Raw genomic sequence first — 21,468 nt, 5'->3', positions numbered from 1 at the left:
GCCGCGACGCGGGCGCTAATATCTCGCATCGGCGCACGGCCGGGAAGACGGCAGTCGTTTGTGCCGTAGTCACAAAAAATTTACCGACCAGGGGTCAGCAGGATGAAAACGAGTGCGACAGGATGTTCCGTTGAAGAAGCGATGCGCCTGCTCGGCGGCCGCTGGCGGCTGCTGCTGGTGTCGTATCTGCTCGACGGGCCGCGGCGCTTCAGCGACCTGCGCCGCGACATGCCGGGCATCTCGCAGCGCATGCTGACGCTCGACCTGCGCGCGCTCGAAGACGCGGGCCTCGTGCGGCGGACCGTCTATCCTGAAGTGCCGGTGCGCGTCGAGTACGATCTGACCACGGACGGCGACCGGCTGCGGCCAGTCGTCGAAGTGATGCGCGAATTCGGGCTGTGGCTGAAGGCGCGCGATGCCGATGCGTCGTGCGATACCGGCGCGACGCCCGAAGCCGCGGCTGCGATCGAAACTGCAAGCCGCTCCCCCCGATAACCTATTACGCAGGAACCTACGTTCATGGACCTTCACGCTACCGTTGGCGCGGCAACGTCCGACCTCGACGACGACGAAAGCTTCGCCAACATCTACTGTCACGACGCGGAGCAGGATTATTGCTTCGCGCTGTCGCGCTTTCCGGACGACACGCTGATCGAAGTGATGGTGCGCGACCAGATCAACCTGCGCGTCAAGGATTTGTCGGTGCGCCTGACGGACGACTCGATCGACGTCGAGATCGAACCGGGCATCGCCGCGCGTCTCGACGGTCAAACGCGTTACGTGATCCATCTCGCGCCAGGCCAATATGATCCGGTTGCGCTGCGTGCGGCGCTGAAGGAGATCTTCGTCGGCAAGAGCGGCTATCGCGACGAAAGCACACGCGGCTAACCGGTCGCATGCACGCCCATTTTCGACCTTCTTTCCGACACCCGCTCATGACGCGATCCCTGCGATTCCGACCGTTTCCGCGCGTCGCCGCGCTGCTGCTCGTTGCGTGCGCAACGATGCCGGCCGCCGCACACGCGGCCAAACCGCTGCTCGCGTTCAAGGTCGACGACACCGTCACGGCGCGCGTCGAGCGCGCCGACAGCGCGCACATCACGGTCCGCTTCCTGCCGGGCGGGAAAACCCAGATGCTCGACGTCACCGCCACCGACGAGGAAGGCCGCTACCGCCTCGCATCGGACGACTACAACTTCGACGGCCACCGCGATCTCGCGGCGCACGCGCTGCTCGGCATGGTCAACGAAAACTACGGCATCTACCTGTACGACGCCGCGCGCCAGCAGTTCGAGCCGCTGCAAATGCCGGCGAGCGACATGCCTCACGGCAACTGCGACGGCCTGATCAACGTCGAAGCGAAGCCGAAGGAGCGCACGCTTTACAACTCGTGCCGCGGCGGCCCGAGCTGGTACACCGATGCATACCGCTTCGACGCCGGCGGCAGGATGTATCTGTACCAGTCCAGCGAGGCGACGCCGGACGACCTGCGCGACCTGCTCGACGGCGATTCGGGCCCGTCGTCGATGCTGCTGACCTACGACGAGCACGGCAAGCGCGTGTCGCGCCGCCCGCAGGCCTACGGCGGTGGCAAGGTCACGTTCAAGGTGCGCGCGTCGCGCGTGCCGCTGCACGAGGCCATGAACGATGCGCCGACGCGGCGCTACGTCGTCGCGGGCGATACGCTCGAACTGGTCGACGCGACTGCCGACTTCAAGTGGCTGAAGGTCGTCTATCGCAATCCGCGCGTAGGCGCCGTGACGGGCTGGATCAGCGCGAAGGACGCCATGCCCGCGGGCGGCTGACACGCACCGCATCCGGCCTGCCCGCCTCGCGCGGCTTTCCCACATATTGAACGCGCAACTTCACATTAATATGGATGCCTGCTCAAATATTCACGCACTTCGCATCACGGCTCTAACGTTCGCCCCAACGCCATTCGCCCTGCGTGTCGGAACGGCTGAAACCCGTCGAGCGCGAGGTCGTACGGATTGCCGGCCACGTCGAGCAAGTAATTCGCATGTAGCAGCCGGCAGGCATCGTCGGCGCACCGCGTTCGGCAGCCCGTGCATCACCGACGTCGAAGTGATCCGGCCGCGCCGGGACGGGAACAGCTTCGCATGTTGACCATCTGAATCTTTCGTCTCTCGATTGAAAAAAGCAGAGACAGCAGTGACTCATTTACACTGCCCCGGTATGTCTTCCTCCAGGGGGAAAAGCGATGTTTGACGCAGACGGGCAGGCCGACAGGACGCCCGCCGGTGTTTCCCCTTAATGACGTTTTTCACCGCAATCGCTACAATCCCGCCGCCTCTCACCGGGGAACCGCATGCTGCCGAACGTGAACCCCTTCCACCGCGACAATGACCGATTCAACGTGTCGTTCAAGGCGCTGGGCGAGCTGATCGAGACGGTCGGCACGCCGCACTTTGTGCCGCGCCTCACGCAACTGCTGAACGACGTGGTGCCGCTCGACGTCGCGCACGTCGAACGCTCGCGCGTCGACCGCACGATGCCCACCGGCTACCGATGCGAATGGATCGGCAGCAGCGGCATCGGCACCGCGACGTCGGACATCTCGGACGTGATGACGCTCTACTACGAGCGCTTTCTCGACAGCGACCCGCTGTTCGCGGGGCTGCGCGGCAAGACGGGCACGATGCTCGTCGTGCGCGACATCGCGGCGATCCCGCCCGGCGAATTCCGCCAGCGGCTGTTCGACGACGTGCATATCGGGCACGAATGCGTGCTCGCGCGCGGCACGCGCTATTCGCAGCATTCGATCGCGCTGGAGCGCGGCCGCGACCGGCCGCCGTTCACGCTCGCCGAGATGAACCGCTTCCGCAGTATCAGCGACATGCTGTTCCCGCTGCTCGAACTGCATGCGTCGACCACGGCCGTGCGGCGCGTCGCGCATCCGATGCCCGAAGTCCATCCGCTCGCGCAGTTCGATGCGCGGATCGCGGCCGACGGCGTGAAGCTGTCGAAGCGCGAATACGAAACCTGCAAGCACCTGATCTCCGGCAAGACCGTACCGGAAACCGCCGGGATTCTCGGTGTGCGCGTCGCGTCGGCCGAGTCGTACGTGAAGCGCGCGTTCGCGAAGCTCGGTGTACGCACGAAACGCGAACTCGCCGCGTGGGGGTCGGCCACCACCGCATTCCCTTCCGCCGGATCGCAGGACGGCGCCGTGCCGCCCGCAAACGCGCACTGACTGCGCGGCCGCCTTCGGTTGCGCCGCGTCGATGTGCCGGCGCCACTCGCATCAAGCCCCGTCGATGTCAACGGTGCAACGTCAAAATCTTCGCGCGGGCGGCTGGAATATTCGCACCGGGTTCCCGGACAGCCGGCGCACGAGCAACGCCGTCACTGCCGATGTGCCGCCGCTTCCGCCTCGGTATCGTGATACTCGGCAAACGCCGTGATCTTTCCGTTTTCGATCGTAAACAGATGCACCCACTCGTCCTCGTACGTGCGCCCGGTCGAATGGACATACCAGCGTTGTGTGCCGAGCACGACGACCCTGTTGCCGCTGGCGATGAACTCGAGCGGCTCGAACCGTTCCGCGGTCTGCGTCGATGCAAGCACCCCGAAGAACGCCGCGACCTCCTGAGGTCCATGTCTTCTGCCGGCGAACGGAATCATGCCAATCGGCCCCGGTATGAACCAGTCGACGCTTTCGGAGAGCGTCTGCAGGATGCCGTCGATATCGGCCCTGCCGAACGCCGCGTACGCCTGTTGCACCAGTTGAACGTTGCTTTGCTCGATCATCGTGCCCTCCCGTCATCGCCGCTCGCAGCATCGAGGCGCGAAGCCCGGGCTGCCGTCAATTCAGCATAGTCGAACCGCAGGACGACACACCTAGGGTTGGCGAGCAATCGAGCGACGCCGATTTGATATAAGCAATCCGGGACGCCGCCATCCTGCCGCCACGACGACATGCACCTGAATCTTGCCGGCCACCGGCGACCATCTGCGATGGTGGTCGCGCACGCCGACGCAAAGTCGGCTCGATACGGGATAGGCCTTGAAACCGGCGCACGGCACGGGCGTCGGACGCATGCCGAAAGCCGCCGTTTCCGCGGCGGAAACGAACGAAGGCAACGGGTCGATCAGCGACATTCACAGAGATCCTCGAAGTGCCGTTTTGCGCGCTCGATATATCCCATAGAATATATCGACATCTGCACCACCGGAGACACGCCATGCCCCGCACGCCGACGGATCGCGCACCGCTGCGCGCCGCACGCGACCAGACGCCGATACTGACGTGCAAAATTAGCGCGCTCAGGCCGTTGCCGAGCGACGGGCGCGCGCAGCAGGTCACGGACGTCGTCGATGCGTTCCGGCGCCTGCGCGGCAGCGTCGCACGCTTCATCCGGCTATTCTCGACTGCCACGGACGAAACGCTGTCCGCGATGAGCCTGCGCGAGCTGCTGTTGGCGCTCGAGCGCGCCGCGCGCTTCACGCGCCTGCCCGACCTCGAATATGCAATCGGGCAGGCGCGCGGCCTCGAACGCACGCGCGACGACGTGTTCTCCGACGCGTTCAGCAACGACCCGGCCGCGATGCGCGACGCGGTCACCGCGCTGGAGCGCGTCGACGTGCTGCTGGTCGGGCTGTGTGTCGAGTACGTGATGGCGTGCCACGCGCCGGCATCGCTCCCGTCTCGACCGCGCTCTCCCGGCCGTACGACCTCAAACCGACCGCTCCGCCGCGCTCTGCTGACCGGCGCACCCCGTATTTCCTGGTGATTTCCCCGGAATTTCCCTCGTTATATTCCGTGGTATATTTCGAAAATCTTTCGCGCATCCGTCTCCGGTCCGACAGTGCCGGATAGAGGTCAACATGCACGCCCCGCCCTTTCGCCTTGCCCGCACGGCCGGCCTTTCGTCGTCCGGCGGCCATCCGTCCGCGGCAACCGGCGCGCGGATCGACGCATGCTGCGCGCCGTCGCGTGCGCAACTGGCCGAGCTGACCCGCCGCGCGCGCCTGTCCGAACTCGATGCGAATCTGCACTGCTCGATCATCGGCACCTGCTTGACCACGCACGAACTGCGCCGGCTCGTGCCGAAATTCACCGATCTCGACCGGCAGCACGCCACCGACCTCGAGATCCATCACGCGGCCGTCGAGCTCGCGATCGACGGCACGGCCGGCGCCAAGGCGTTGCACAAGGCGCTCGACGAGCGCTATGCCGGTGCGATACGCGCGTTCGACAACGCGAAGGACGCCGACGAACTCCTCGCACGCTGGAAAGAAGCACTCAAGAGCGGCGACATTCCGTCCGCGTACTGGGCGCTGATGACGCATCCGCGCACGACGATGGGCGTGCGCCAGGCCGCGTTCGGCGACCTGCACATGCTGTCGCACCTGGTCGGCGCGGCCAATCGCGCCGATATCCGGCGGCTGGTCGCGCTGGAGGAAGAGAATGCGGCGCTGCAGGCAAAGATCGAGCGGCAGCAGGCACGCCTGAACGAGATAAGCACGCAGCGCGACGCGGCGCTGAAGGAACTGGAGGCGATCAACGCGCGCCGGAGCGCGCAGCCGCCGGCTGCCGAAACCGCGTTGCGCGACGAAGTGCACGCACTACGCGAAGCGCTGGCCTCGCGCGACGAACGGCTCGCGCTGCATACGAGCCGCCGCGAGGCGGTCGAACAGCGTATCGCCGCGGAACAGGCGAGCGCCCGCGCGATGCGCGCGCGGCTCGACGACCTGATGGCGATGGTGAAGACGCTGCGCGCCGAGGCGAGCGCGATCGAACGGGCGGTGCAGGCGTCGACGGACGATCCGGCCGAGCAGACGGTGGACACGCTGTCGATACTTCGGCACAGGCGCGTCGTCTATGTCGGCGGGCGGCCCGGTTCGAACCGGGCGATCCGGCGGATCGTCGAGACTGCAGGCGGCGAAGTGACGATGCACGACGGCGGCATCGAGGATCGCAAGGGCCTGCTGGCCACGGCGTTACCGGGCGCGCACATGGTCGTGTTCCCGGTCGACTGCATCGATCACGATTCGATGAACCTGCTCAAGCGCATCTGCGAACGCCATCACATCGCGTACTACCCGCTGCGGACCGCGAGCGTCGCCAGCTTCGTCGAATTGATCGGGCGGCTCGATGCGCAGGCACGCGATGTCATCGCGCCGGACGCAGCCGCGGGCGACATGCCGCGTTTTTGCCTGCGGCACGGCTAGGCAACCCGGCGGCGGCGCAATATCCCTTCAGCGGCGCACCATTTTCGTGAGCGCGGCGATTTCGTCCGCGCAGGCGGCGTATGCGCGCTCCTCGATCCCCCGATAGAGGCGGATGATCTCCTCGCCGACCGGCGTCAGCACGCTGCCGCCGCCGCTCTGCCCGCCGTGCTCGGACACCGTCGCCGGCGATTTCAGCGAGCGGTTCAGTTCATCCATCAGCAGCCACGCGCGCCGGTACGACATCTTCAAACTGCGCGCCGCCGCCGAAATCGAACCATGCTCGCGCACGGCCTCCAGCAGCGCGACCTTGCCCGGGCCGAGCGCGATCGTATCGGCCTGCTGGATGCGCATCCTGAACCGCACCTCTGGCTTGGGGTGTGCCGAAGTCTTCATGTTGTTTGCCGTTAGAACGATGCGGGCAAGCATACACGATGGCCGGCGCGGCAAACGCCGGCGGCACACGTGCCGCGCTCGGATCGCGAGCACGCGCGCGACGATGCCGGCCGGCCGCGTCACGTGGTGCAGGCAGGAGGCCGGCGCCCGGGAACAGCAGCGGCGCGCATGCATCTCGCGCGCCGCCGGGCGCCACGCTTACACGAGCAGGTCTTCGTGGAACGCGCCGAACGGCCGCGTCGGATGCGCGATCTGAATCTCGAGGATCCACAGGCCGGCGGCCGGCGCGCCGTCGAAATCGCCGAGATTGCCGGCCTTGTAGATCGCGTGCGGGAAATCGCTGACGCGATGCCCCTTGATGTCGACATTCAGCCGGAAGCCGTGCGCGTCGGCGCGTTGCGCCGCGAATTCGTACAGCGCGATGCCCGCGCATCCGGTGGTCCGCCAGTGATGCTCGACTTCGCCGTAGATGACGCCCGCCGCGCGCGCACACGCACGCATGTCCGGATCGTCGCCGCACACGAACGTCGCACCGGCGTCGCCCTCGTGCTTCGCCCAGACTGCGCCGAGATCGATGAAGAAGATGTCGTCGTCGGCGAGAACGGGGTCCGCCACCGAACGCTCCTTGAACGTGCGCAACGTGTTTTCCCCGAAGCGGACGAGGATCGGATGCCAGATTCGGTCCATCCCAAGATCGTTGAGCACGCTCAGCCCCAGCGCATTGGCCTCCGATTCGCGCATGCCGGGGCGAATGCCCGCGGCGATCGCGTCGACGGCCTGCCACGTCATGGTTCTCGCATGCTGCATCGCGTCGAGCGAAAAGGCTTCGCCGACGGCTTCGCGGTGCGTCGAATTCAAAATGGTGCTCCCGTGCTTGGTGAATGTGGGGCGATACGGTTGATTGTCACTTCGATATGTACAGGAGAATATATCGAATTCCGGACCGATGCTTTGTCGCGTTTCGTCGCGCGCCGATGCCCGCACCGGACCGACATCGAAATCCAGCTGGTACAAGGACCTGCGCGACGGGCAGACCGCATGGAGCCGCACGGTCGACCCGGAATCGGTGCGGCAGGTGCGCTGACGCGGCGCCGCCCGCCACGTCATTACCGCCTTATTTCCGTGTCGCCACGATGAACAGGCGCGGGAACGGCAGCAGCACGGTGCCGTCGTCGAGTGCCGGATAGCCGTTCGGCCCGGCAAGCACCTCGCGATAGCGCGCGAGGAACGCTCGCTGTTCGCCGTCATCGAGCGCCGCGAGGAACGGCCGCAGCGCACTGCCCTTGAACCATTCGACGACCGCGTCCGCGCCCCCGCGCAGCGGGTGGTAGTAGGTCGTGCGCCACACGTCCACGCGCGAACACAGCGGCGACAGCAGCGCGTAGTAGTAACGCGCGTCGAACCGTTCGGTGCGCGCCGCGCCTTTCAGCTTGTCGGCCCACGGCCCGGCCGCGGCGACTTCGCGCATCAGCCGGTGCGCGGGTTCGTCGAGATTGTCGGGCATCTGCACCGCGAGATGGCCGCCCGGCGCGAGCCGGCCGACGAGCATCGGAAACAGCGTGTCGTGCGCAGGCACCCATTGCAGCACCGCGTTCGACAGGATCAGGTCGTAGCAGCCCGGATCGTCCCACGCGGCTACATCGGCGATATCGAAACGTAGTGCCGGCAGGCGCTTGCGTGCGGCCGCTATCATGTCCGCCGATGCGTCGATCCCGTGGATCGTCGCGTCGGGTGCGCGTGCGATCAGCGCTTCCGTCGAATTGCCGGGCCCGCAGCCGATGTCGATCGCCGTGCGGATCGGCGTGCGCGGCACGGCGGCCAGCAGGTTGCGCACCGGCCGCGTACGTTCGTCCTCGAATTGCACGTACTGGCTCGCGTATTGATCGAGTGGGGTCGTCACGATGGTTCTCCTTGTCGGCATGGTCGGCGTCGCCGAATTCGGGTGCGGGATGCATGCGGCCGCCGATGCAGCGCATTCTGCGACTGGCGCAGCGCTTCAGTAAAATGAATTTAATATCGTTATTGATTCAAATTTCTGATGAAGATCGATACGCTCGGTGTCCAGGCTTTCGTCGCGATCGCCGACGGCGGCAGCTTCCGGCAGGCGGCCGACACGCTGCACGTGACGCAGACGGCAATCACGCAGCGGCTGCGCAAGCTCGAGTCGTTTCTCGGCGTCGCGCTGATCGAACGCACGACGCGCCGCACCACGCTGACCGAGATCGGCCGGCGGTTCCTGCCGCAAGCGCGGCGGCTGCTGAACGAACTTTCCGATGCGCTGACCGAAATCCGCGAGACGGGCCTGAGCCAGCGCGGCGACGTCACGATCGCGTGCGTGCCGACGGTCGGCGTGCAATACCTGCCGCGCATCCTGCGCGCGTTCTCCGGACACCGGCCGCACGATCGCGTGAAGATCCTCGATCACGCGTCGGCATCGGTGCTGCAGGCCGTGCTGCGGCGCGAAGCCGAATTCGGCATCAGCATCGCCGGCGACCAGCACCCCGAACTCGTCAGTGTGCCGCTCACGCACGACCCGTATGTGCTTGTCTGCCGCGACGATCATCCGCTCGCGAAGCGGCGACGCATCCGCTGGGCGGCGCTGCAGCCGCATCCGCTGATCTTCGCCGGCGAAGTGAGCGGCAATCGCGGGCTGCTCGAAGGCGCGCTGAAGACCAGCGGCGTGTCGCTGCATTCGTTCTACGAAGTGCAGCGCAGCTCGACCGCGCTCGGGCTCGTCGCCGAAGGGCTCGGTGCGGCCGTGGTGCCGAAACTCGCGATCCAGAAGAACGCGTATCCGATGATCCGCACGATCGAGCTCGTCGAGCCGTCGGTGTCGCGCACGCTCGTGCTCGTCACGCGCAAGAGCGCGCAACTGTCGCCCGCTGCGCGGGCGCTCTACGACATGATCGTCGAACGCGCGACGCCTGGGCGGTGATTCGCGAGCGGGATGGGCATTGCGCTTGCCGCCACCCGCTTGCGATGTCGGCGGATGTCAGGAACAGGCCCGTAGCCGCGACAACGCGCTCACAATATCTTGACCATGAACACGCGTGCGGCCCCTTCCGGCTCGCACGGCACTTCGCCGAAGGTCTCGTAACCCTGCTTCCGGTAGAAGTCAGGCGCCTGGAACGAGATCGTGTACAGCACCGCGCGTGCGCACCCGCGCCGTTTCGCTTCCGCTTCGGCCTCGCGCAGCAGCCGGCTGCCGAATCCACCGCCGCGCAGCGATTCGGGCAGGTAGAACAGATCGATGAAGAACAGGCCGAGCGAAGTCCGGCCGGTGAGGCCGCCCAATACCTCGCCGGTCGCGGGATCGGTCACGTAGACGTCGAGCGCGGCCGCATCGGCGCGCCCCGTCATCGCGTGGTTGAATTCGCCGAGCTTGCGGCTGATGAAGTCTCGTGCGGCCGGCTGCTCGGTGTCGGTCAATTGAAGGGTAACGTCGGGATGGGCTGTCATCAGGCGAACGCGTGCGTGAAAAGGCCGCCGGGCGTGCAGCACCCTGCGGGCGTCGCACGACTATAGCGCGTCGCCCGCGCATCGGCATGCGGCCGAATCGAGTGCAACCGGCGCTGCCGCTGCAAAAGCACAAACGGCGGGCGCATCGCGCGCCCGCCGCTTTGTTGCACGTTGTCGCGTTGCGTCGGCACACACCACCGCGAACGCCGCCTTCATGTCGATCACGCTGCGCCGCTCGCGCACGACATACCCGGCGGCATGAAAGCCGCCGGGCGAACCGAAGGATGGGGAAAACGCGCAGCCGAGGCGGCTACGCCGTGCGACCTGTGCGTCGCGCGGATCACGTCACTTCGCGTTCAGTTCCTGCCAGCGCCGGTAGACGCCGATCGCGTCGCCGTGCTTCTGCTGCACCATCGGCAGCCGCCGCTCGCCGATCGGCTTCGCATATTCGGCATAAAACGTGTCGAGCTCGAAGTACTTGCGGTCGTCGCGGTAGAACGGCGCGTAGTCCTCGCGCGTCGTGATGTAGATCACGCGCTTCGGGCTGCAGTAGTACAGCGATCCGAGGCACATCGGGCACGGACTCGCGAGGATGTAGATCTCGCAGTCGGTCAGGTGTTCGGTGCCGAGCTTGCGGCACGCATCGCGCACCGCGAGAATCTCGGCATGCGCGGTCGGGTCGCTGGTCTGCGCGACGAGGTTCGGGCTCTCCGCGACGATCTCGCCGTCGCGGACGATCACCGTCGCGAACGGGCGTCCGCCCTCTTCCACGTTCTTCATCGCGAGATCGATCGTGCGTTTCACAAAATCCATGACTGTGTCCTCATTGAAACGGAATGGCGGGAACGTGCGCCGGCCGATCGCCAACTCACGTCGGGCGAACCTGCGCGGCGGCGCTGGTCCGCGACGCCGCGCAGGCGTCTGAACAGTCAGAACGGCTTGGTCGGCAGGTACTTGCCGTCGAGCGTGATCACCGCGCGCGAACCGCCTTCGGGATCGTCGACCTTCTTCACGTCGAGCCGGAAATTGATCGCGCTGATGATGCCGTCGCCGAACTTCTCGTGAACCAGCGCCTTCAGCGTCGTGCCGTATACCTGCAGCATTTCGTAGAAGCGGTAAATGGTCGGGTCGGTCGGCACGCGATCGTCGATGCTGCCGCGCAGCGGGATCGTCTGCAGCAGCAGCACCGCGTCGTCGTCGAGGCCGAGCTTGTCGGCAACGACGCGCGCGGCGCCAGCCGGCAGCGCGTGCTGGCCGAGCAGCGCGGCCGTGACGAACGCTTCGCTCAGGCCCGTGCCTTCGGTGAGCTGCGCGAACGACAGGTTCTTGCGCGCCTTCGCGAGAACGACGGTCTCCGCAAGCGCGTGGCGGGCGGTCTGACTGTGCTGTGACTGAATCATGGCAATACCTCGTGGTTGGGTAGGAACGGTTCAGGCCGCGACGGGAAGCGTCGCGGGTGTGGCGCGGACGTCGGGATGGTCCGCCAGGGAGACGAACCGGCCGGTCGCGCCGTCGTGGGCGTCGATGCAGCCGGATTCGATGTCGTAGACCCAGCCGTGCAGCGCGAGACGCCCTTCTTCCAGCGCGAGCCGCACGGCAGGGTGCGTCTTCAGGTTCGCGAGTTGCGCGACGACGTTCTCGCGCACCATCGAGTCGATCCGCTCGCGTTCGCTGCGATGCATGCGCGCCTCGTTCACGACGCGCGCCGAATCGGCGTAGCGCAGCCAGTGGCCGACGGCCGGCATATGGTCCATGCACTGGCAGGTCGCGATTGCGGTCATCGCACCGCAATCGGAATGCCCGCAGATCACGACGTCGGTCACGCGCAGCGCGGTCACCGCGTATTCGACCGAGGCCGACACGCCGCCCGGCTCGGGGCCGTACGACGGCACGATATTTCCGGCGTTTCGGATCACGAACAGATCGCCCGGTTCGCGCTGCGTGACGAGCTCGGGCACGAGCCGGCTGTCCGAGCACGAGATGAACAGCGCGCGCGGGTTCTGGCACCGCGCGAGATCGCGGAACAGCGCGGCGCGCTCCGGATAGGCGTCGCGCTGGAACTTCAGAAAGCCTTCGATGATGTCCTTCATCGCGTGTCCTCCGGTGTGGGTGAAATCGATGAAGGGCAGGTTACGCCGGACTTCCAATAACGTAAAAGACTGATTTATGATCAACCGGATAAGCACGACTTATAGGAATCGCCATGCTGCTGCGCCATATCAACTACTTCCTGGCCGTCGCCGAACACCGCAGCTTCACGCGCGCGGCCGCCGCGCTGCATGTTTCCCAGCCCGCGCTGTCTCAGCAGATCCGCCAGCTCGAGGAGACGCTCGGCGCGCAGTTGTTCGACCGCACCGGGCGTGTCACGCGATTGACGGACGCCGGCGACGTGTATTTCCGCTATGCGCGGCAGGCGCTGCACGATCTCGCGGAAGGCCGGCGTGCCATTCACGACGTGCAGGATCTCAGCCGCGGCTCGCTGCGGATCGCGGTCACGCCGACCTTCACGAGCTATCTCGTCGGGCCGCTCGTCGAGGCGTTTCACGGCCGCTATCCGGAAGTGTCGCTGTCGGTGCGCGAGATGTCGCAGGAGCGCATCGAGGCGCTGCTCGTCGACGACGAGCTCGATGTCGGCATCGCGTTCGAGGAGGTGCGGACGGCGGATATCGAAGCTAAGACGCTGCTGGTCGAGACGCTTGCGCTCGTCGTGAACCGTCGGCACGCGCTTGCCGGGAAACGCAAGGCCGGCCTGCGCGTGCTGCACGACGCGCCGCTCGTGCTGCTCACGGCCGAGTTCGCGACGCGCGTGCAGATCGACCGTTATTTCCGCGAGCACGACGTGCGGCCGCGTGTGCTGATGGAAGCGAATTCGCTCGGTGCGGTGATCGAGATCGTGCGCCGCACGAATCTCGCGACGCTGCTGCCCGCGACGATCGCGACCGGGCACGACGATCTCGTCGCCGTCGCGCTCGATCCGACCGTGCTGCGGCGCACGGCCGTACTGCTGCAGCGCAAGGGGGCGTACCGGAGCGCGGCCGCGCGCGCGTTCGTCGAGTTGGCGCTCGCGCTAGGGGCGGGAAAGGGAAAGCGGGAAGGCGATTCACGCCCGGCGCGCCAAAGGGCGGCCGGCAAATGAACGCCAGAATTACATCGAATCGACGCGAAGAAACGCGTCAGTTGTAGCCAAGAATCGCCACCGCCGCGACGTCCGGCCGATCGTGCGTATTCCCGACGAGCGACGTCATCGGCTCCTGCAGCACGGCCTGATACGACGTCACGCGCGCCTCTTCCGGGACGCCCGCGTCTTCCGGTGCCGGTTCGTCGAATGCGTCGAAACCGCTGAAGAACCCCGACTGCTTCTGCGAAAAAGTCATCTCCACTCCTTTGATATGTCGTTGATGTTCTAACTGGCCTGCTTCAACTCCGCCGCATGCGCGGGCGCGCCGTCATGCGCGGCCTCCGATCGCGCAAGCTGCGCGCGCGTGCGCCGCGTGATGTGAATCACCGCGAACACGACCGGCGCGATCAGCAGGCCTTCCGCCAGCTCCGGATCGACCGGCAGGTTCATCACGTGCAACGCCTTGAACGCCGCCGTCGCGAGCGACAGCACGTAGTACGAAATGGCCGCCACCGACAGCCCTTCGACCGCGTGCTGCAGATGAAGCTGATTGCGCGCGGTGCGCTCCATTCCAGCCAGCAGGCGCGTCACGTCCTTTTCCTGCGCGAGGTTCACGCGCGTGCGCAACAGGTCGACCGCACGTGCGATCCGCGCGGCGATCTGCTCGTGGCGCGCCCACACGCTGCGGCACGTCTCCATCGCCGGCGCAAAACGCCGCTCCATGAATTCGGCGATCGTCGGCATTCCTTCGATACGCTCCTCGCGCAATTCCTGGATGCGCGCCAGCACGAGCTTCTCGTAAGCGCGCGATGCACTGAAACGCGCGCCCGAACCCGACAGCGATTCGACCCGCACCGCGAGATGGGTAAGCTTGACGAGCAGCGCAGCGTCGTCGCCGTCGGCACCGCTCGCGTCCATCCGCTGCATCAGCGCATGCAGTGCCGCGTGGATCTCGTCGAGTTCGCGGCTCATCCGCCGCGCGACGGGCAGCGCGAGCAGCGCCATCATCCGGTACGTTTCGATTTCGTACAGACGCTGCAGCAGGCGGCCGCCCTGCTCCTCGCGGAAATCCTCGTCGACGACGAGAAAACGCATGAAGCCGTCGTCACGCACATGCCAGTCGCAGAACACCTTGCCGCCACCGAGCACGTTGCTGCCGACGAGCGCGGGCCCGTCGATCCAGCGGCGCAGGTCGCCGCAGACGAGCCGCGCGGCATCGCCCGACAGCAGTTCCATCCGCACCGCGACGAAGCGGATGCCGGCCAGCCGTGCGAACCACGCGGCCGGAATGCCTTCGATCGCGAGATCGTCGAAATAGCCGGTGTCGCGACGCGGCGCGACGAACGTAAAGGTCGAGAATTCGGTGTGACGTTCCCACTTCAGGTGCCAGCCGCACGGCGACTGCACTGCGTAGTGCGTCGCGCCTTCGTGCGGCGCGGCAATGCCGGTGTCGCGGCACAGCGCGTGCAGCAGCGTTTCGTGGATGTCGGGCTGGCCGTCCGCATAGATCGCGTAATGCGTGAGCGACACGGCTTCGGCAAGCCGCAGGAACGGCCGCGCATGCAATTCCGCGGCCAGTGCGGCGCGCAACGGATGGTCCATCATCGATACACCACTCTTCCCTGTTCAAGCTTGCGTGCCGGGCAAAACGCCAGCGTGATCGCACTATGGCAGACACATAGCAACAATAAAAACGCATAATGCTGATCGTTACGTTCAGTTTTCCTGATACCCATGAAGATGCTCGATCACGACGTGCTGGCCACCGTCGTCGCCGTCGCGGAGACCGGCAACATGACCCGCGCCGCCGAAGCCGTGAACCGCTCGCAGTCGGCCGTGAGCATGCAGATCAAGAGCCTGGAAGACGCGATCGGCCGGCCGCTGTTCGTGCGCAAGCCGCGCAGCATCGTGCTGACGCGCGAGGGCGAGGTGCTGCTGGGATTCGCCAGACGAATGCTGGCGCTGCGCGACGAGGCGTGGGCGGCCGTGGTCCGGCCGGAAGTGACCGGCAAGGTCGTGATCGGCGTGCCGGACGACTATGCGTCGTCGCTGCTGCCGTCGGTCCTGAAGAAATTCTCGGCGACCTACCCGAAGGTCGAGATCCAGGTGATGGGGCTGCCGAGCAGCGCGCTCGCGCCGCTGATCAAGGACGGCACCGTCGATCTCGTGTGCGGCACGCGCATCAAGGGGCTGACCGGCGACTTCATCCGCCACGAGCCGATGGCGTGGGCCGCGATGACGAACGGGCCGCGCGTGTGGGAAGAGCGGCCGCTGCCGATCGCGGTGTTCATGCCGGGCAGCGTCGCGCGCGAGAACGCGATCCGCAGCCTCGAACGCGCGAAGGTGCCGTATCGCACCTCGTATGAAAGCCCGAGCCTGCTCGGGCTGCTCAGCATGGTCGAGGCCGGCCTCGCGGTCGCGCCGCTCGCGCGCTGCGCGATTCCCGCGCAACTGTCGATGCTTGGCCGCTCGCACGGGCTGCCCGACCTGCCGCCGCTCGAACTGATTCTCGCGCGCAGCACGAAATCGAAGCGGCCGCCGTGCGACTTTCTCGCGGAACAGTTGATGGAAGACCTTCAGCGGCAGACCGGGCAAACCGGCGATGCGTGATCAGCGCGTCGCGCCGAACCCCGCCGCGGCCAGCGCCGCATTGACGTTCGCCGCGACCGTATCGACGAGTGCCTCGAGCGTATCGCCGTGCACGTGCGCATGTTCCGGCGCGACATGCTCCGCACGTTGCCAGCCCCACTGCGCGCCCGACGCGACCGACAGCGTCGCGCCGAACCGCTTGCCGTGACGGCGGCCGAAGATGCTCACGCGCCGCTCGTCCAGATACGCCTGCTCGGGCAGACAAAGGCCGATCTCGATCGCGACCTGATCGGGGTCGTTGACCCGTGCGGCCGGATTGACCGCCGGCGCGAACACCTTGCCGATCCGCAACGTCACGCAGGTCTCCCAGGCCGCGAGCGGTCCGCCGGCCGCGTCGACGCGCTCGGTGTCGACCGACCACTGATGCCCGTCGGGCACGACGATCGCCTGATGCAGCAACATTTCGGCCACGCGCACCGTCGCCACGAGCTGCCGCGCGAGCTGCCGGCCCGACGGCAGCGACGCCGTCCGCGCGCGGCGGCTTGCAGGCCGCGCGGTACGTACTTCTTCGGTGAGGTACATGAACCCTCCGTATTCAGGATCGCCGCCGCGCACGACGCGGCGCACGAACATCCGCCGCCGGCGGGCGGACAGCACCGCGACCGGCGATCCGGCGGCGAATCAAACGAGCAACAAGCAACGAACGCGCAATAATCGTTCCCCGGTTCACCGGGACTTCGGCCCGACGCGCAGCCGGCGCGCGACGGGCCCGATCACGGCGTCGGCCTGCTGCGCGATCAGCATGTGCAGCGTGAAATCCAGATCCTCCGGCGCGATCTCGAAGTGAACATGGATCACGTCGCGCACGGTGCGCGCGCTGACGACATACACGCCGAGCGGCGAATGCAGCAGCGCCGCGAGGCGGGCGCGCGCGAGTTCGCCGGAGTCGGCCGTCAGCGTGACGGGCAACTGCAGGCGCGGGCACGGCGGCGGGAACGGAAGGACGTTGTTGCGTGCGCCGGCGCGCATCTGGCGGCCGGCGACATCGAAGGCGGGAACGGGATGGATGAAGGTCATGGAGCGGACGGAAGCCGTCTCGGCTGTTCGACACATGCCCAGCTTAGAAGACCGCGCATAAACGCCGTGCAAAAAAACGGCGCGGCGCTGCAAAAAACGGCATGCGGGTTGCAGCCCGCGTCATCGTCACCTTCGCTCTGCCCATCCTCGCCGCCACCGCCGACGACCACGCGTCCCGTCAACCATGACAGGTCGACAACCGCCCCGCCTTCGATACACTCACTGTGCGCGGCCGCGACAGTCGGCTCCGGCAATCGCCGTCGCCCCGGCCCCTGCCCCATTGAGCTCGCCCCCGGCGACACGATCCGCCGGCTGGCCCGCACGGCGCACTTCCCGATCACGATCCGATGGAGTCCCGCTTGAAAACCTGGCGCCGCACGCTGCTTGTCTTTGCCGCCGGCCTCGTCGCCGCTGCCTCCACATCCGCCCGTCCTGTCTGCACCGTCGTCGCCGATGCCGCCACCGGCCGGATGCTTGTCCAGCAAGGCGATTGCGCGACGCGCGTCACACCGGCGTCGACCTTCAAGGTGGCGATCAGCCTGATGGGCTTCGACGCCGGCTTCCTGAAGGACGAACACACGCCGACACTCGACTTCCACGCAGACTATCCCGATTGGGGCGGCGCCCCGTGGCGCGAGCCGACCGACCCGGCGCGCTGGATCAAGCTGTCGATCTTCTGGTACTCGGAACAGGTCGCACAAGCGCTCGGGCCGGCGCGCTTCCAGCAGTACACGAACGCATTCGGTTACGGCAATGCGGACGTGACCGGCAAGCAGGGCGAACTCAGCGGCGTGATGGGCGCATGGGTCAATTCATCGCTGCGAATTTCGCCGCTCGAACAGGTCGCGTTCATGCGCAAGATCGTGCACCGGACGCTGCCCGTCAGCGCGCACGCGTACGACATGACCGAGCGCATCACGCTGATCGACGCGCAGCCGGGCGGCTGGACCGTGCACGGCAAGACGGGCACGGGCTCGCCGGGCTTCAAGTACGACGCCGCGCACGCGTACGGCTGGTTCGTCGGCTGGGCGACGAAGGGGCCGCGCACGCTCGTGTTCGCGAACCTGATCCAGGACGACAAACGGCAGACGCCGAATGCGGGCCTGCGCTCGCGCGATACGTTCCTGGCCGCGCTGCCGGCGCTCGCCGAACCGGCCCGGCCGCAATGAGCGCCGGCCCGCGCAACGCACGGATCGACCTGCTGCGCGGCGTGTCGATCATGCTCGTCCTGCTGCATCACTTCAACATCGCATATCCGCTGCGCGATACGGCGCTCGCGCGCGTGCTCGGCTGGGACACGGTCCATGCGATCGTGCGCAACGGCAACTACGGCGTGACGATGTTCTTCGCGATCTCGGGCTACCTGATCACGTCGAATGCGCGCCGCCGCTGGGGCAGCCTCGGCGCGCTCGACGTGCGCGCGTTCTACATGTCGCGCATCGCGCGCATCGTCCCGTGCCTGCTCCTGCTGCTCGCGCTCGTCAACGGCCTCGCGGCGGCCGGCGTGCCGATCTTCGCGAACCATGCGCCGCAGGGCATCACCGTGTCGTTCTGGCTCGTGAATCTCGCGTCGCTCACATTCTGGATGAACGTGCTGATCGGCGCGTACGGATGGGTCAACTACGCGCTCGGCGTGCTGTGGTCGCTGTCGGTCGAGGAAGTGTTCTACCTGTCGTTTCCGCGGCTGTGCATCGCGCTGCGCCGCGATTCGCGGCTGTTCGCGTTCTGGCTGATGATTGCCGCGATCGGCCCCGTGTACCGCTTCGCGCATCCGGGCGACGAAGGCGGATTCCTCTATGCATACTTCGCGTGCTTCGACGGCATCGCGATCGGCTGCTGCACCGCGTTGCTCGCCGAACGCGCGCGCTGGCAGGTACTCGCGGCGGCGCCCGTGCAATGGCTCGCGGTAGCGGCGATGACGGCGCTCTATCTCGCGTGGCCGATCGCGCAAAGCCATGTGATCGGGGTATCCGCGATGGCGCTCGGCACGGCCGTGCTGCTGATCGGCGCGCATGCGGAACGCGAACGCACGCATGGCAGCGTGCTCGCGCCGCTGCGCTGGAGCGGCCGGCTCAGCTACGAGCTGTATCTGTTCCACCTGATCGTGCTCGGCGCGCTGCGCACGTTCTGGCCGCCGTCCGCCACGCATGGCGACGGCAAGCTGGCGTTGCTCGTCGCGTATCTGGTGCTGTCGGCCGGCTTGAGCGCGGTCATCGCGCGCGGCTATGCGACGCCGCTCGACCGCTTCATCAAGCGGGTCGCGTCGCGGCCCGCGGCGCGCGTGCCGGACGGCGCGCGCTTCTAGCACGGCATCGGCAATCCCTGCCGGGTGGCGGCGGGACAAAAAACCGGCCAGAGCCCGGCCGTATCGCGACGATACCGGCCGACCTGACCGCAAGCCCCGCTTACGAAACGTCGATCGGCCGCGCAACCGCGTCATCGGTCGCGCGCCGGTCAATCCAGATAGTCCGCGTATTCCTTGTGCGCGTAGCCGGCGAGCGCCTGCCAAGGCAACGGCTCGCGCCGCGCGGCCGGCACCTGCGTGAGCGTCAGCTTGCGCACGACACGGCCGTCGGCACTCCGGTATTCGACCGACAGCGGCGCCTGCAACCGTTCGCTCCACAGGATCCGGTTCACGCCGCGCGCGCCGGGCGTGTCGACCGCCTGCTCGTACCAGCGGGTGCCGGGCGCATCGCCGGGCTTCGCCGCCGCGAGCCGCTTCAATTGCGACGGCGGCGTCACGTAGTACGCGTTGTCCCACGAGCCGTCGAAGCCCGTGGTTTCGTACTCGGCCGGCGGCACGCTGACGACCGTCCGGGTCGCCGCGTCCACATACTCGATGCGCGCCGTCTTGCCGTCGTACGTGACGTGACGTGCGGCTGCCTGGAAGTTGAAATGCTTGTGGCCGGCATGGGCGGCGGCCGGTTGCATGCCGGCGCGCGGCGGATCCTGGCGCACACGGCCCGCGTCGTGGTCATGGTCGTGATCGTCGTCATGCCCACCGCCCGCCGCCCCGACGGGCAGCACGCGCTCGACCCACACGTGCCCGTCGCGCCGAACCATCCGTTCGCGATACATCGTCGTGCGCGTCACGCCGTCGGCCGTGACCGTGCGGCTTTCGTGCAGCAGCACGGCGTCGAGATCCGCCGCCGCAAAGGCCGGGAGCGCGGTCAACCCGCAAGCGAGCACACAGAGAAGCTGGCGTTTCATCGGGTGTTCCCGTTCATCATGAAGCAGCCGGCCTCAGAAACCGAACGCCGATCGCACGAGGCCGAACACCTTCGTGTTGTCGATCGTGCCCTTGAACGCCTTCGCATCCGCGCCGTCGGCAAACAGCATCACATCGCCGCCGCCGTGCGTCTCCGAGCCCGCACTGCCCATCCGCACGCCGACTTCCTGCAGGTACGCGTCGTTCATCGCCGTGGCCGAATCGACCGATGCGCGCACGTTCGGCCGGTTCGCGCCATTGCCGAACACCAGCGTCGTGTAGGTATTGCCGTCGGCATCCTTGCTCGGCTGGCCGTCGCGATAGTTGCGGCTGATGTCGAGAATCGGATTGCCGCGCTTCGAATAGCCGTTGATCGTCATCGTGTGGTCGTGGTCGGCCGTCACGACGATCAGCGTATTCGACAGGTCGACCTTCGACAGCGCGACGCGGATCGCCTCGTCGAATGCCGCCGTATCCTCGAGCGCGCGCTTCGCGTTGGTGCCGTGCAGCGCATGATCGATCCGGCCGCCTTCGACCATCAGGAAATAGCCGTTCGAGTTCTTCGACAGCACGTCGATCGCTTTCGACGTCATGTCCGCGAGGCTCGGCTGCGTCGGCCCTTCGCCCTTGCCGGCCACGCGGTCCAGTTCGTACTCGAGATGGCTCGTCGAACTGAACAGGCCGACCAGCTTGCCGTTGCCGGCCTGCGCGAGCTGGTCCTTGGTAGCCACGACCGTATAGCCCTTCGTCTTCATCTCGTCGAGCAGGTTGCGCCCGTCCGCGCGCCCACGCTTGTTCGCGACCGGATCGAACGGCGTCCAGTGATTTCGGCCGCCGCCCATCAGCACGTCCACGCCGTCGCCAAGCGCCGCGTTGTAGCCGGCACCGCCCGGCGCCGCCTGCGCGGCGATGTCGTACTGCGCGTCGCGATGGCAGATGTGCGAATAGGTCGCGGCGGGCGTCGCATGCGTGAGCTCGGTCGTCGTGATCGCGCCGACCGCCTTGCCGCGCGCCTTCGCCAGCTCCAGCAGCGTCGCGACCGGCTGGCCGTTGCCCGGCGCGCAGTTGTTGACGGTCTTGTTGCCGTTGACGTCGCTGCCCGGCGCGACCGCGCGCGTGTCGGACGACATCGACAGCACCTCGTTGTTCATCTTCACGCCGGTCATGTACGCGGCCATCGACGGTGCGCTGTCGGTGGTCTGCGCGTCGTTCGAGAAGGTCTTGACGCGCGCGGTGCGGGCCAGCTTCTCCATCGTCAGTTGTCCCGACTCGCCGACCTTGTAGATCCGGCTCGCCGTCACGGTCGTCGGCCCCATGCCGTCGCCGAGAAAGAAAATCACGTTCTTCGCCTGGCCGGCGGCCTGCGCCGCGCCGCATGCGAAACCCACGACGGCCAACGCCGCCGCGATGCACTTGATGGTCGACATCC

Annotated in this window: 26 protein-coding genes and 1 pseudogene; 12 read left to right on the top strand and 15 right to left on the bottom strand. The window is 66.9% G+C overall.

Translation table 11 applies throughout. The features are described from left to right. The first annotated feature begins 102 nt into the window (after window positions 1-102). From ACNQQL_RS20680 to ACNQQL_RS20665, 4 genes are all read left to right on the top strand, one after another. Complete coding sequence (locus ACNQQL_RS20680; protein ID WP_347065307.1) at window positions 103-495, top strand: helix-turn-helix domain-containing protein; 393 nt, start codon at window positions 103-105, stop codon at window positions 493-495. A gap of 24 nt (window positions 496-519) precedes the next feature. After that, a complete protein-coding gene (locus ACNQQL_RS20675; RefSeq protein WP_347065306.1) occupies window positions 520-888 on the top strand; it encodes a hypothetical protein in 369 nt (122 codons plus the stop codon). 47 nt (window positions 889-935) lie between these two features. Beyond that, window positions 936-1,805 carry an XAC2610-related protein gene (locus ACNQQL_RS20670; RefSeq protein WP_347065305.1) on the top strand — a complete coding sequence of 290 codons (870 nt, stop codon included), beginning with the start codon at window positions 936-938 and terminating at the stop codon, window positions 1,803-1,805. 524 nt (window positions 1,806-2,329) lie between these two features. After that, window positions 2,330-3,214 (top strand): helix-turn-helix transcriptional regulator, encoded by an 885-nt coding sequence (locus ACNQQL_RS20665; RefSeq protein WP_347065304.1) that lies wholly within the window; start codon window positions 2,330-2,332, stop codon window positions 3,212-3,214. A gap of 152 nt (window positions 3,215-3,366) precedes the next feature. Here ACNQQL_RS20665 and ACNQQL_RS20660 read toward each other — a convergent pair whose 3' ends face one another. Next, window positions 3,367-3,771 (bottom strand): nuclear transport factor 2 family protein, encoded by a 405-nt coding sequence (locus ACNQQL_RS20660; RefSeq protein WP_347065303.1) that lies wholly within the window; start codon window positions 3,769-3,771, stop codon window positions 3,367-3,369. Between the two features lie 90 nt (window positions 3,772-3,861). Then, window positions 3,862-4,122: a hypothetical protein gene (locus tag ACNQQL_RS20655; RefSeq protein WP_347065302.1), complete on the bottom strand. Its 261-nt coding sequence runs from the start codon at window positions 4,120-4,122 to the stop codon at window positions 3,862-3,864. Window positions 4,123-4,205: 83 nt separating this feature from the next. Between ACNQQL_RS20655 and ACNQQL_RS20650 the strand changes: the two genes are divergently transcribed. After that, window positions 4,206-4,754 (top strand): hypothetical protein, encoded by a 549-nt coding sequence (locus ACNQQL_RS20650; protein WP_347065301.1) that lies wholly within the window; start codon window positions 4,206-4,208, stop codon window positions 4,752-4,754. 94 nt (window positions 4,755-4,848) lie between these two features. Continuing rightward, window positions 4,849-6,195, top strand: coding sequence for a DUF2325 domain-containing protein (locus ACNQQL_RS20645; RefSeq protein WP_347065300.1), 1,347 nt, complete (start codon window positions 4,849-4,851; stop codon window positions 6,193-6,195). 27 nt (window positions 6,196-6,222) lie between these two features. Here ACNQQL_RS20645 and ACNQQL_RS20640 read toward each other — a convergent pair whose 3' ends face one another. After that, complete coding sequence (locus ACNQQL_RS20640) at window positions 6,223-6,546, bottom strand: winged helix-turn-helix domain-containing protein (protein ID WP_047901809.1); 324 nt, start codon at window positions 6,544-6,546, stop codon at window positions 6,223-6,225. Between the two features lie 240 nt (window positions 6,547-6,786). Continuing rightward, window positions 6,787-7,446: a M24 family metallopeptidase gene (locus ACNQQL_RS20635; protein ID WP_347065299.1), complete on the bottom strand. Its 660-nt coding sequence runs from the start codon at window positions 7,444-7,446 to the stop codon at window positions 6,787-6,789. A 148-nt stretch (window positions 7,447-7,594) separates the two neighbouring features. Here ACNQQL_RS20635 and ACNQQL_RS20630 point away from each other — a divergent pair. Further along, window positions 7,595-7,672: pseudogene (locus tag ACNQQL_RS20630) on the top strand (GNAT family N-acetyltransferase); the annotation flags it as partial. Between the two features lie 30 nt (window positions 7,673-7,702). Here ACNQQL_RS20630 and tam read toward each other — a convergent pair. Further along, window positions 7,703-8,488, bottom strand: coding sequence for a trans-aconitate 2-methyltransferase (tam, locus tag ACNQQL_RS20625; RefSeq protein WP_347065298.1), 786 nt, complete (start codon window positions 8,486-8,488; stop codon window positions 7,703-7,705). A gap of 138 nt (window positions 8,489-8,626) precedes the next feature. On the opposite strand from tam, the gene ACNQQL_RS20620 reads away from it, so the two are divergent. Next, window positions 8,627-9,523, top strand: coding sequence for a LysR family transcriptional regulator (locus ACNQQL_RS20620; RefSeq protein WP_347065297.1), 897 nt, complete (start codon window positions 8,627-8,629; stop codon window positions 9,521-9,523). Window positions 9,524-9,612: 89 nt separating this feature from the next. Here ACNQQL_RS20620 and ACNQQL_RS20615 read toward each other — a convergent pair whose 3' ends face one another. From ACNQQL_RS20615 to ACNQQL_RS20600, 4 genes are all read right to left on the bottom strand, one after another. Beyond that, on the bottom strand, window positions 9,613-10,047 hold the full coding sequence (locus ACNQQL_RS20615; protein WP_347065296.1) for a GNAT family N-acetyltransferase: 435 nt from the start codon (window positions 10,045-10,047) through the stop codon (window positions 9,613-9,615). 345 nt (window positions 10,048-10,392) lie between these two features. Beyond that, window positions 10,393-10,860, bottom strand: a complete 468-nt coding sequence (locus ACNQQL_RS20610) for a nucleoside deaminase (protein ID WP_034181908.1) — start codon at window positions 10,858-10,860, stop codon at window positions 10,393-10,395. 116 nt (window positions 10,861-10,976) lie between these two features. Further along, window positions 10,977-11,447, bottom strand: a complete 471-nt coding sequence (gene cynS, locus ACNQQL_RS20605) for a cyanase (protein ID WP_072438272.1) — start codon at window positions 11,445-11,447, stop codon at window positions 10,977-10,979. Window positions 11,448-11,477: 30 nt separating this feature from the next. Next, window positions 11,478-12,137: a carbonic anhydrase gene (locus ACNQQL_RS20600; RefSeq protein WP_347065295.1), complete on the bottom strand. Its 660-nt coding sequence runs from the start codon at window positions 12,135-12,137 to the stop codon at window positions 11,478-11,480. Window positions 12,138-12,250: 113 nt separating this feature from the next. Here ACNQQL_RS20600 and cynR point away from each other — a divergent pair, with 113 nt between their 5' ends. Next, complete coding sequence (gene cynR, locus ACNQQL_RS20595) at window positions 12,251-13,183, top strand: transcriptional regulator CynR (protein WP_347065294.1); 933 nt, start codon at window positions 12,251-12,253, stop codon at window positions 13,181-13,183. Window positions 13,184-13,220: 37 nt separating this feature from the next. Here the strand turns inward: cynR and ACNQQL_RS20590 are convergent, their stop codons facing one another. Next, the gene (locus tag ACNQQL_RS20590) at window positions 13,221-13,421 is read right to left on the bottom strand and encodes a hypothetical protein (protein WP_347065293.1); all 201 of its coding nucleotides are present in this window, start codon (window positions 13,419-13,421) and stop codon (window positions 13,221-13,223) included. Between the two features lie 29 nt (window positions 13,422-13,450). Then, window positions 13,451-14,770, bottom strand: a complete 1,320-nt coding sequence (locus ACNQQL_RS20585) for a DUF3422 domain-containing protein (protein ID WP_347065292.1) — start codon at window positions 14,768-14,770, stop codon at window positions 13,451-13,453. A 129-nt stretch (window positions 14,771-14,899) separates the two neighbouring features. Here ACNQQL_RS20585 and ACNQQL_RS20580 point away from each other — a divergent pair, with 129 nt between their 5' ends. After that, the gene (locus tag ACNQQL_RS20580; RefSeq protein ID WP_034181902.1) at window positions 14,900-15,775 is read left to right on the top strand and encodes a LysR family transcriptional regulator; all 876 of its coding nucleotides are present in this window, start codon (window positions 14,900-14,902) and stop codon (window positions 15,773-15,775) included. Here ACNQQL_RS20580 and ACNQQL_RS20575 read toward each other — a convergent pair whose 3' ends face one another. Beyond that, window positions 15,776-16,336 (bottom strand): hypothetical protein, encoded by a 561-nt coding sequence (locus ACNQQL_RS20575; protein WP_347065291.1) that lies wholly within the window; start codon window positions 16,334-16,336, stop codon window positions 15,776-15,778. A 144-nt stretch (window positions 16,337-16,480) separates the two neighbouring features. Next, window positions 16,481-16,831, bottom strand: coding sequence for a hypothetical protein (locus tag ACNQQL_RS20570; protein ID WP_347065290.1), 351 nt, complete (start codon window positions 16,829-16,831; stop codon window positions 16,481-16,483). Between the two features lie 347 nt (window positions 16,832-17,178). Here ACNQQL_RS20570 and blaOXA point away from each other — a divergent pair, with 347 nt between their 5' ends. Continuing rightward, on the top strand, window positions 17,179-18,000 hold the full coding sequence (blaOXA, locus tag ACNQQL_RS20565) for an OXA-1043 family class D beta-lactamase (protein ID WP_416392675.1): 822 nt from the start codon (window positions 17,179-17,181) through the stop codon (window positions 17,998-18,000). After that, complete coding sequence (locus tag ACNQQL_RS20560; protein WP_347065288.1) at window positions 17,997-19,136, top strand: acyltransferase; 1,140 nt, start codon at window positions 17,997-17,999, stop codon at window positions 19,134-19,136. Before blaOXA ends, ACNQQL_RS20560 begins: the two co-directional genes overlap by 4 nt. A gap of 149 nt (window positions 19,137-19,285) precedes the next feature. On the opposite strand, the gene ACNQQL_RS20555 is transcribed toward ACNQQL_RS20560, so the two are convergent. Together ACNQQL_RS20555 and ACNQQL_RS20550 are read right to left on the bottom strand one after the other, a co-directional pair. After that, window positions 19,286-20,041, bottom strand: a complete 756-nt coding sequence (locus tag ACNQQL_RS20555; protein ID WP_347065287.1) for a hypothetical protein — start codon at window positions 20,039-20,041, stop codon at window positions 19,286-19,288. A gap of 33 nt (window positions 20,042-20,074) precedes the next feature. After that, window positions 20,075-21,466: an alkaline phosphatase gene (locus tag ACNQQL_RS20550; protein ID WP_072438254.1), complete on the bottom strand. Its 1,392-nt coding sequence runs from the start codon at window positions 21,464-21,466 to the stop codon at window positions 20,075-20,077. Window positions 21,467-21,468: the final 2 nt, after the last annotated feature.

The sequence above is a fragment of the Burkholderia sp. LFS061 genome (assembly GCF_047978125.1).
GTDB classification, from domain to species: Bacteria; Pseudomonadota; Gammaproteobacteria; order Burkholderiales; family Burkholderiaceae; genus Burkholderia; species Burkholderia pyrrocinia_C.
This window is presented reverse-complemented; position numbering and strand designations above follow the sequence as displayed.

What these genes read in the sequence shown, in the direction of transcription:
- ACNQQL_RS20680 (WP_347065307.1), top strand. Translation starts at nt 103, where the DNA reads ATGAAAACGAGTGCGACAGGATGTTCCGTTGAAGAAGCGATGCGCCTG.
- ACNQQL_RS20675 (WP_347065306.1), top strand. Translation starts at nt 520, where the DNA reads ATGGACCTTCACGCTACCGTTGGCGCGGCAACGTCCGACCTCGACGAC.
- ACNQQL_RS20670 (WP_347065305.1), top strand. Translation starts at nt 936, where the DNA reads ATGACGCGATCCCTGCGATTCCGACCGTTTCCGCGCGTCGCCGCGCTG.
- ACNQQL_RS20665 (WP_347065304.1), top strand. Translation starts at nt 2,330, where the DNA reads ATGCTGCCGAACGTGAACCCCTTCCACCGCGACAATGACCGATTCAAC.
- ACNQQL_RS20660 (WP_347065303.1), bottom strand. Translation starts at nt 3,771, where the DNA reads ATGATCGAGCAAAGCAACGTTCAACTGGTGCAACAGGCGTACGCGGCG.
- ACNQQL_RS20655 (WP_347065302.1), bottom strand. Translation starts at nt 4,122, where the DNA reads ATGTCGCTGATCGACCCGTTGCCTTCGTTCGTTTCCGCCGCGGAAACG.
- ACNQQL_RS20650 (WP_347065301.1), top strand. Translation starts at nt 4,206, where the DNA reads ATGCCCCGCACGCCGACGGATCGCGCACCGCTGCGCGCCGCACGCGAC.
- ACNQQL_RS20645 (WP_347065300.1), top strand. Translation starts at nt 4,849, where the DNA reads ATGCACGCCCCGCCCTTTCGCCTTGCCCGCACGGCCGGCCTTTCGTCG.
- ACNQQL_RS20640 (WP_047901809.1), bottom strand. Translation starts at nt 6,546, where the DNA reads ATGCGCATCCAGCAGGCCGATACGATCGCGCTCGGCCCGGGCAAGGTC.
- ACNQQL_RS20620 (WP_347065297.1), top strand. Translation starts at nt 8,627, where the DNA reads ATGAAGATCGATACGCTCGGTGTCCAGGCTTTCGTCGCGATCGCCGAC.
- ACNQQL_RS20615 (WP_347065296.1), bottom strand. Translation starts at nt 10,047, where the DNA reads ATGACAGCCCATCCCGACGTTACCCTTCAATTGACCGACACCGAGCAG.
- ACNQQL_RS20610 (WP_034181908.1), bottom strand. Translation starts at nt 10,860, where the DNA reads ATGGATTTTGTGAAACGCACGATCGATCTCGCGATGAAGAACGTGGAA.
- cynS (WP_072438272.1), bottom strand. Translation starts at nt 11,447, where the DNA reads ATGATTCAGTCACAGCACAGTCAGACCGCCCGCCACGCGCTTGCGGAG.
- ACNQQL_RS20600 (WP_347065295.1), bottom strand. Translation starts at nt 12,137, where the DNA reads ATGAAGGACATCATCGAAGGCTTTCTGAAGTTCCAGCGCGACGCCTAT.
- cynR (WP_347065294.1), top strand. Translation starts at nt 12,251, where the DNA reads ATGCTGCTGCGCCATATCAACTACTTCCTGGCCGTCGCCGAACACCGC.
- ACNQQL_RS20590 (WP_347065293.1), bottom strand. Translation starts at nt 13,421, where the DNA reads ATGACTTTTTCGCAGAAGCAGTCGGGGTTCTTCAGCGGTTTCGACGCA.
- ACNQQL_RS20585 (WP_347065292.1), bottom strand. Translation starts at nt 14,770, where the DNA reads ATGATGGACCATCCGTTGCGCGCCGCACTGGCCGCGGAATTGCATGCG.
- ACNQQL_RS20580 (WP_034181902.1), top strand. Translation starts at nt 14,900, where the DNA reads ATGAAGATGCTCGATCACGACGTGCTGGCCACCGTCGTCGCCGTCGCG.
- ACNQQL_RS20575 (WP_347065291.1), bottom strand. Translation starts at nt 16,336, where the DNA reads ATGTACCTCACCGAAGAAGTACGTACCGCGCGGCCTGCAAGCCGCCGC.
- ACNQQL_RS20570 (WP_347065290.1), bottom strand. Translation starts at nt 16,831, where the DNA reads ATGACCTTCATCCATCCCGTTCCCGCCTTCGATGTCGCCGGCCGCCAG.
- blaOXA (WP_416392675.1), top strand. Translation starts at nt 17,179, where the DNA reads ATGGAGTCCCGCTTGAAAACCTGGCGCCGCACGCTGCTTGTCTTTGCC.
- ACNQQL_RS20560 (WP_347065288.1), top strand. Translation starts at nt 17,997, where the DNA reads ATGAGCGCCGGCCCGCGCAACGCACGGATCGACCTGCTGCGCGGCGTG.
- ACNQQL_RS20555 (WP_347065287.1), bottom strand. Translation starts at nt 20,041, where the DNA reads ATGAAACGCCAGCTTCTCTGTGTGCTCGCTTGCGGGTTGACCGCGCTC.
- ACNQQL_RS20550 (WP_072438254.1), bottom strand. Translation starts at nt 21,466, where the DNA reads ATGTCGACCATCAAGTGCATCGCGGCGGCGTTGGCCGTCGTGGGTTTC.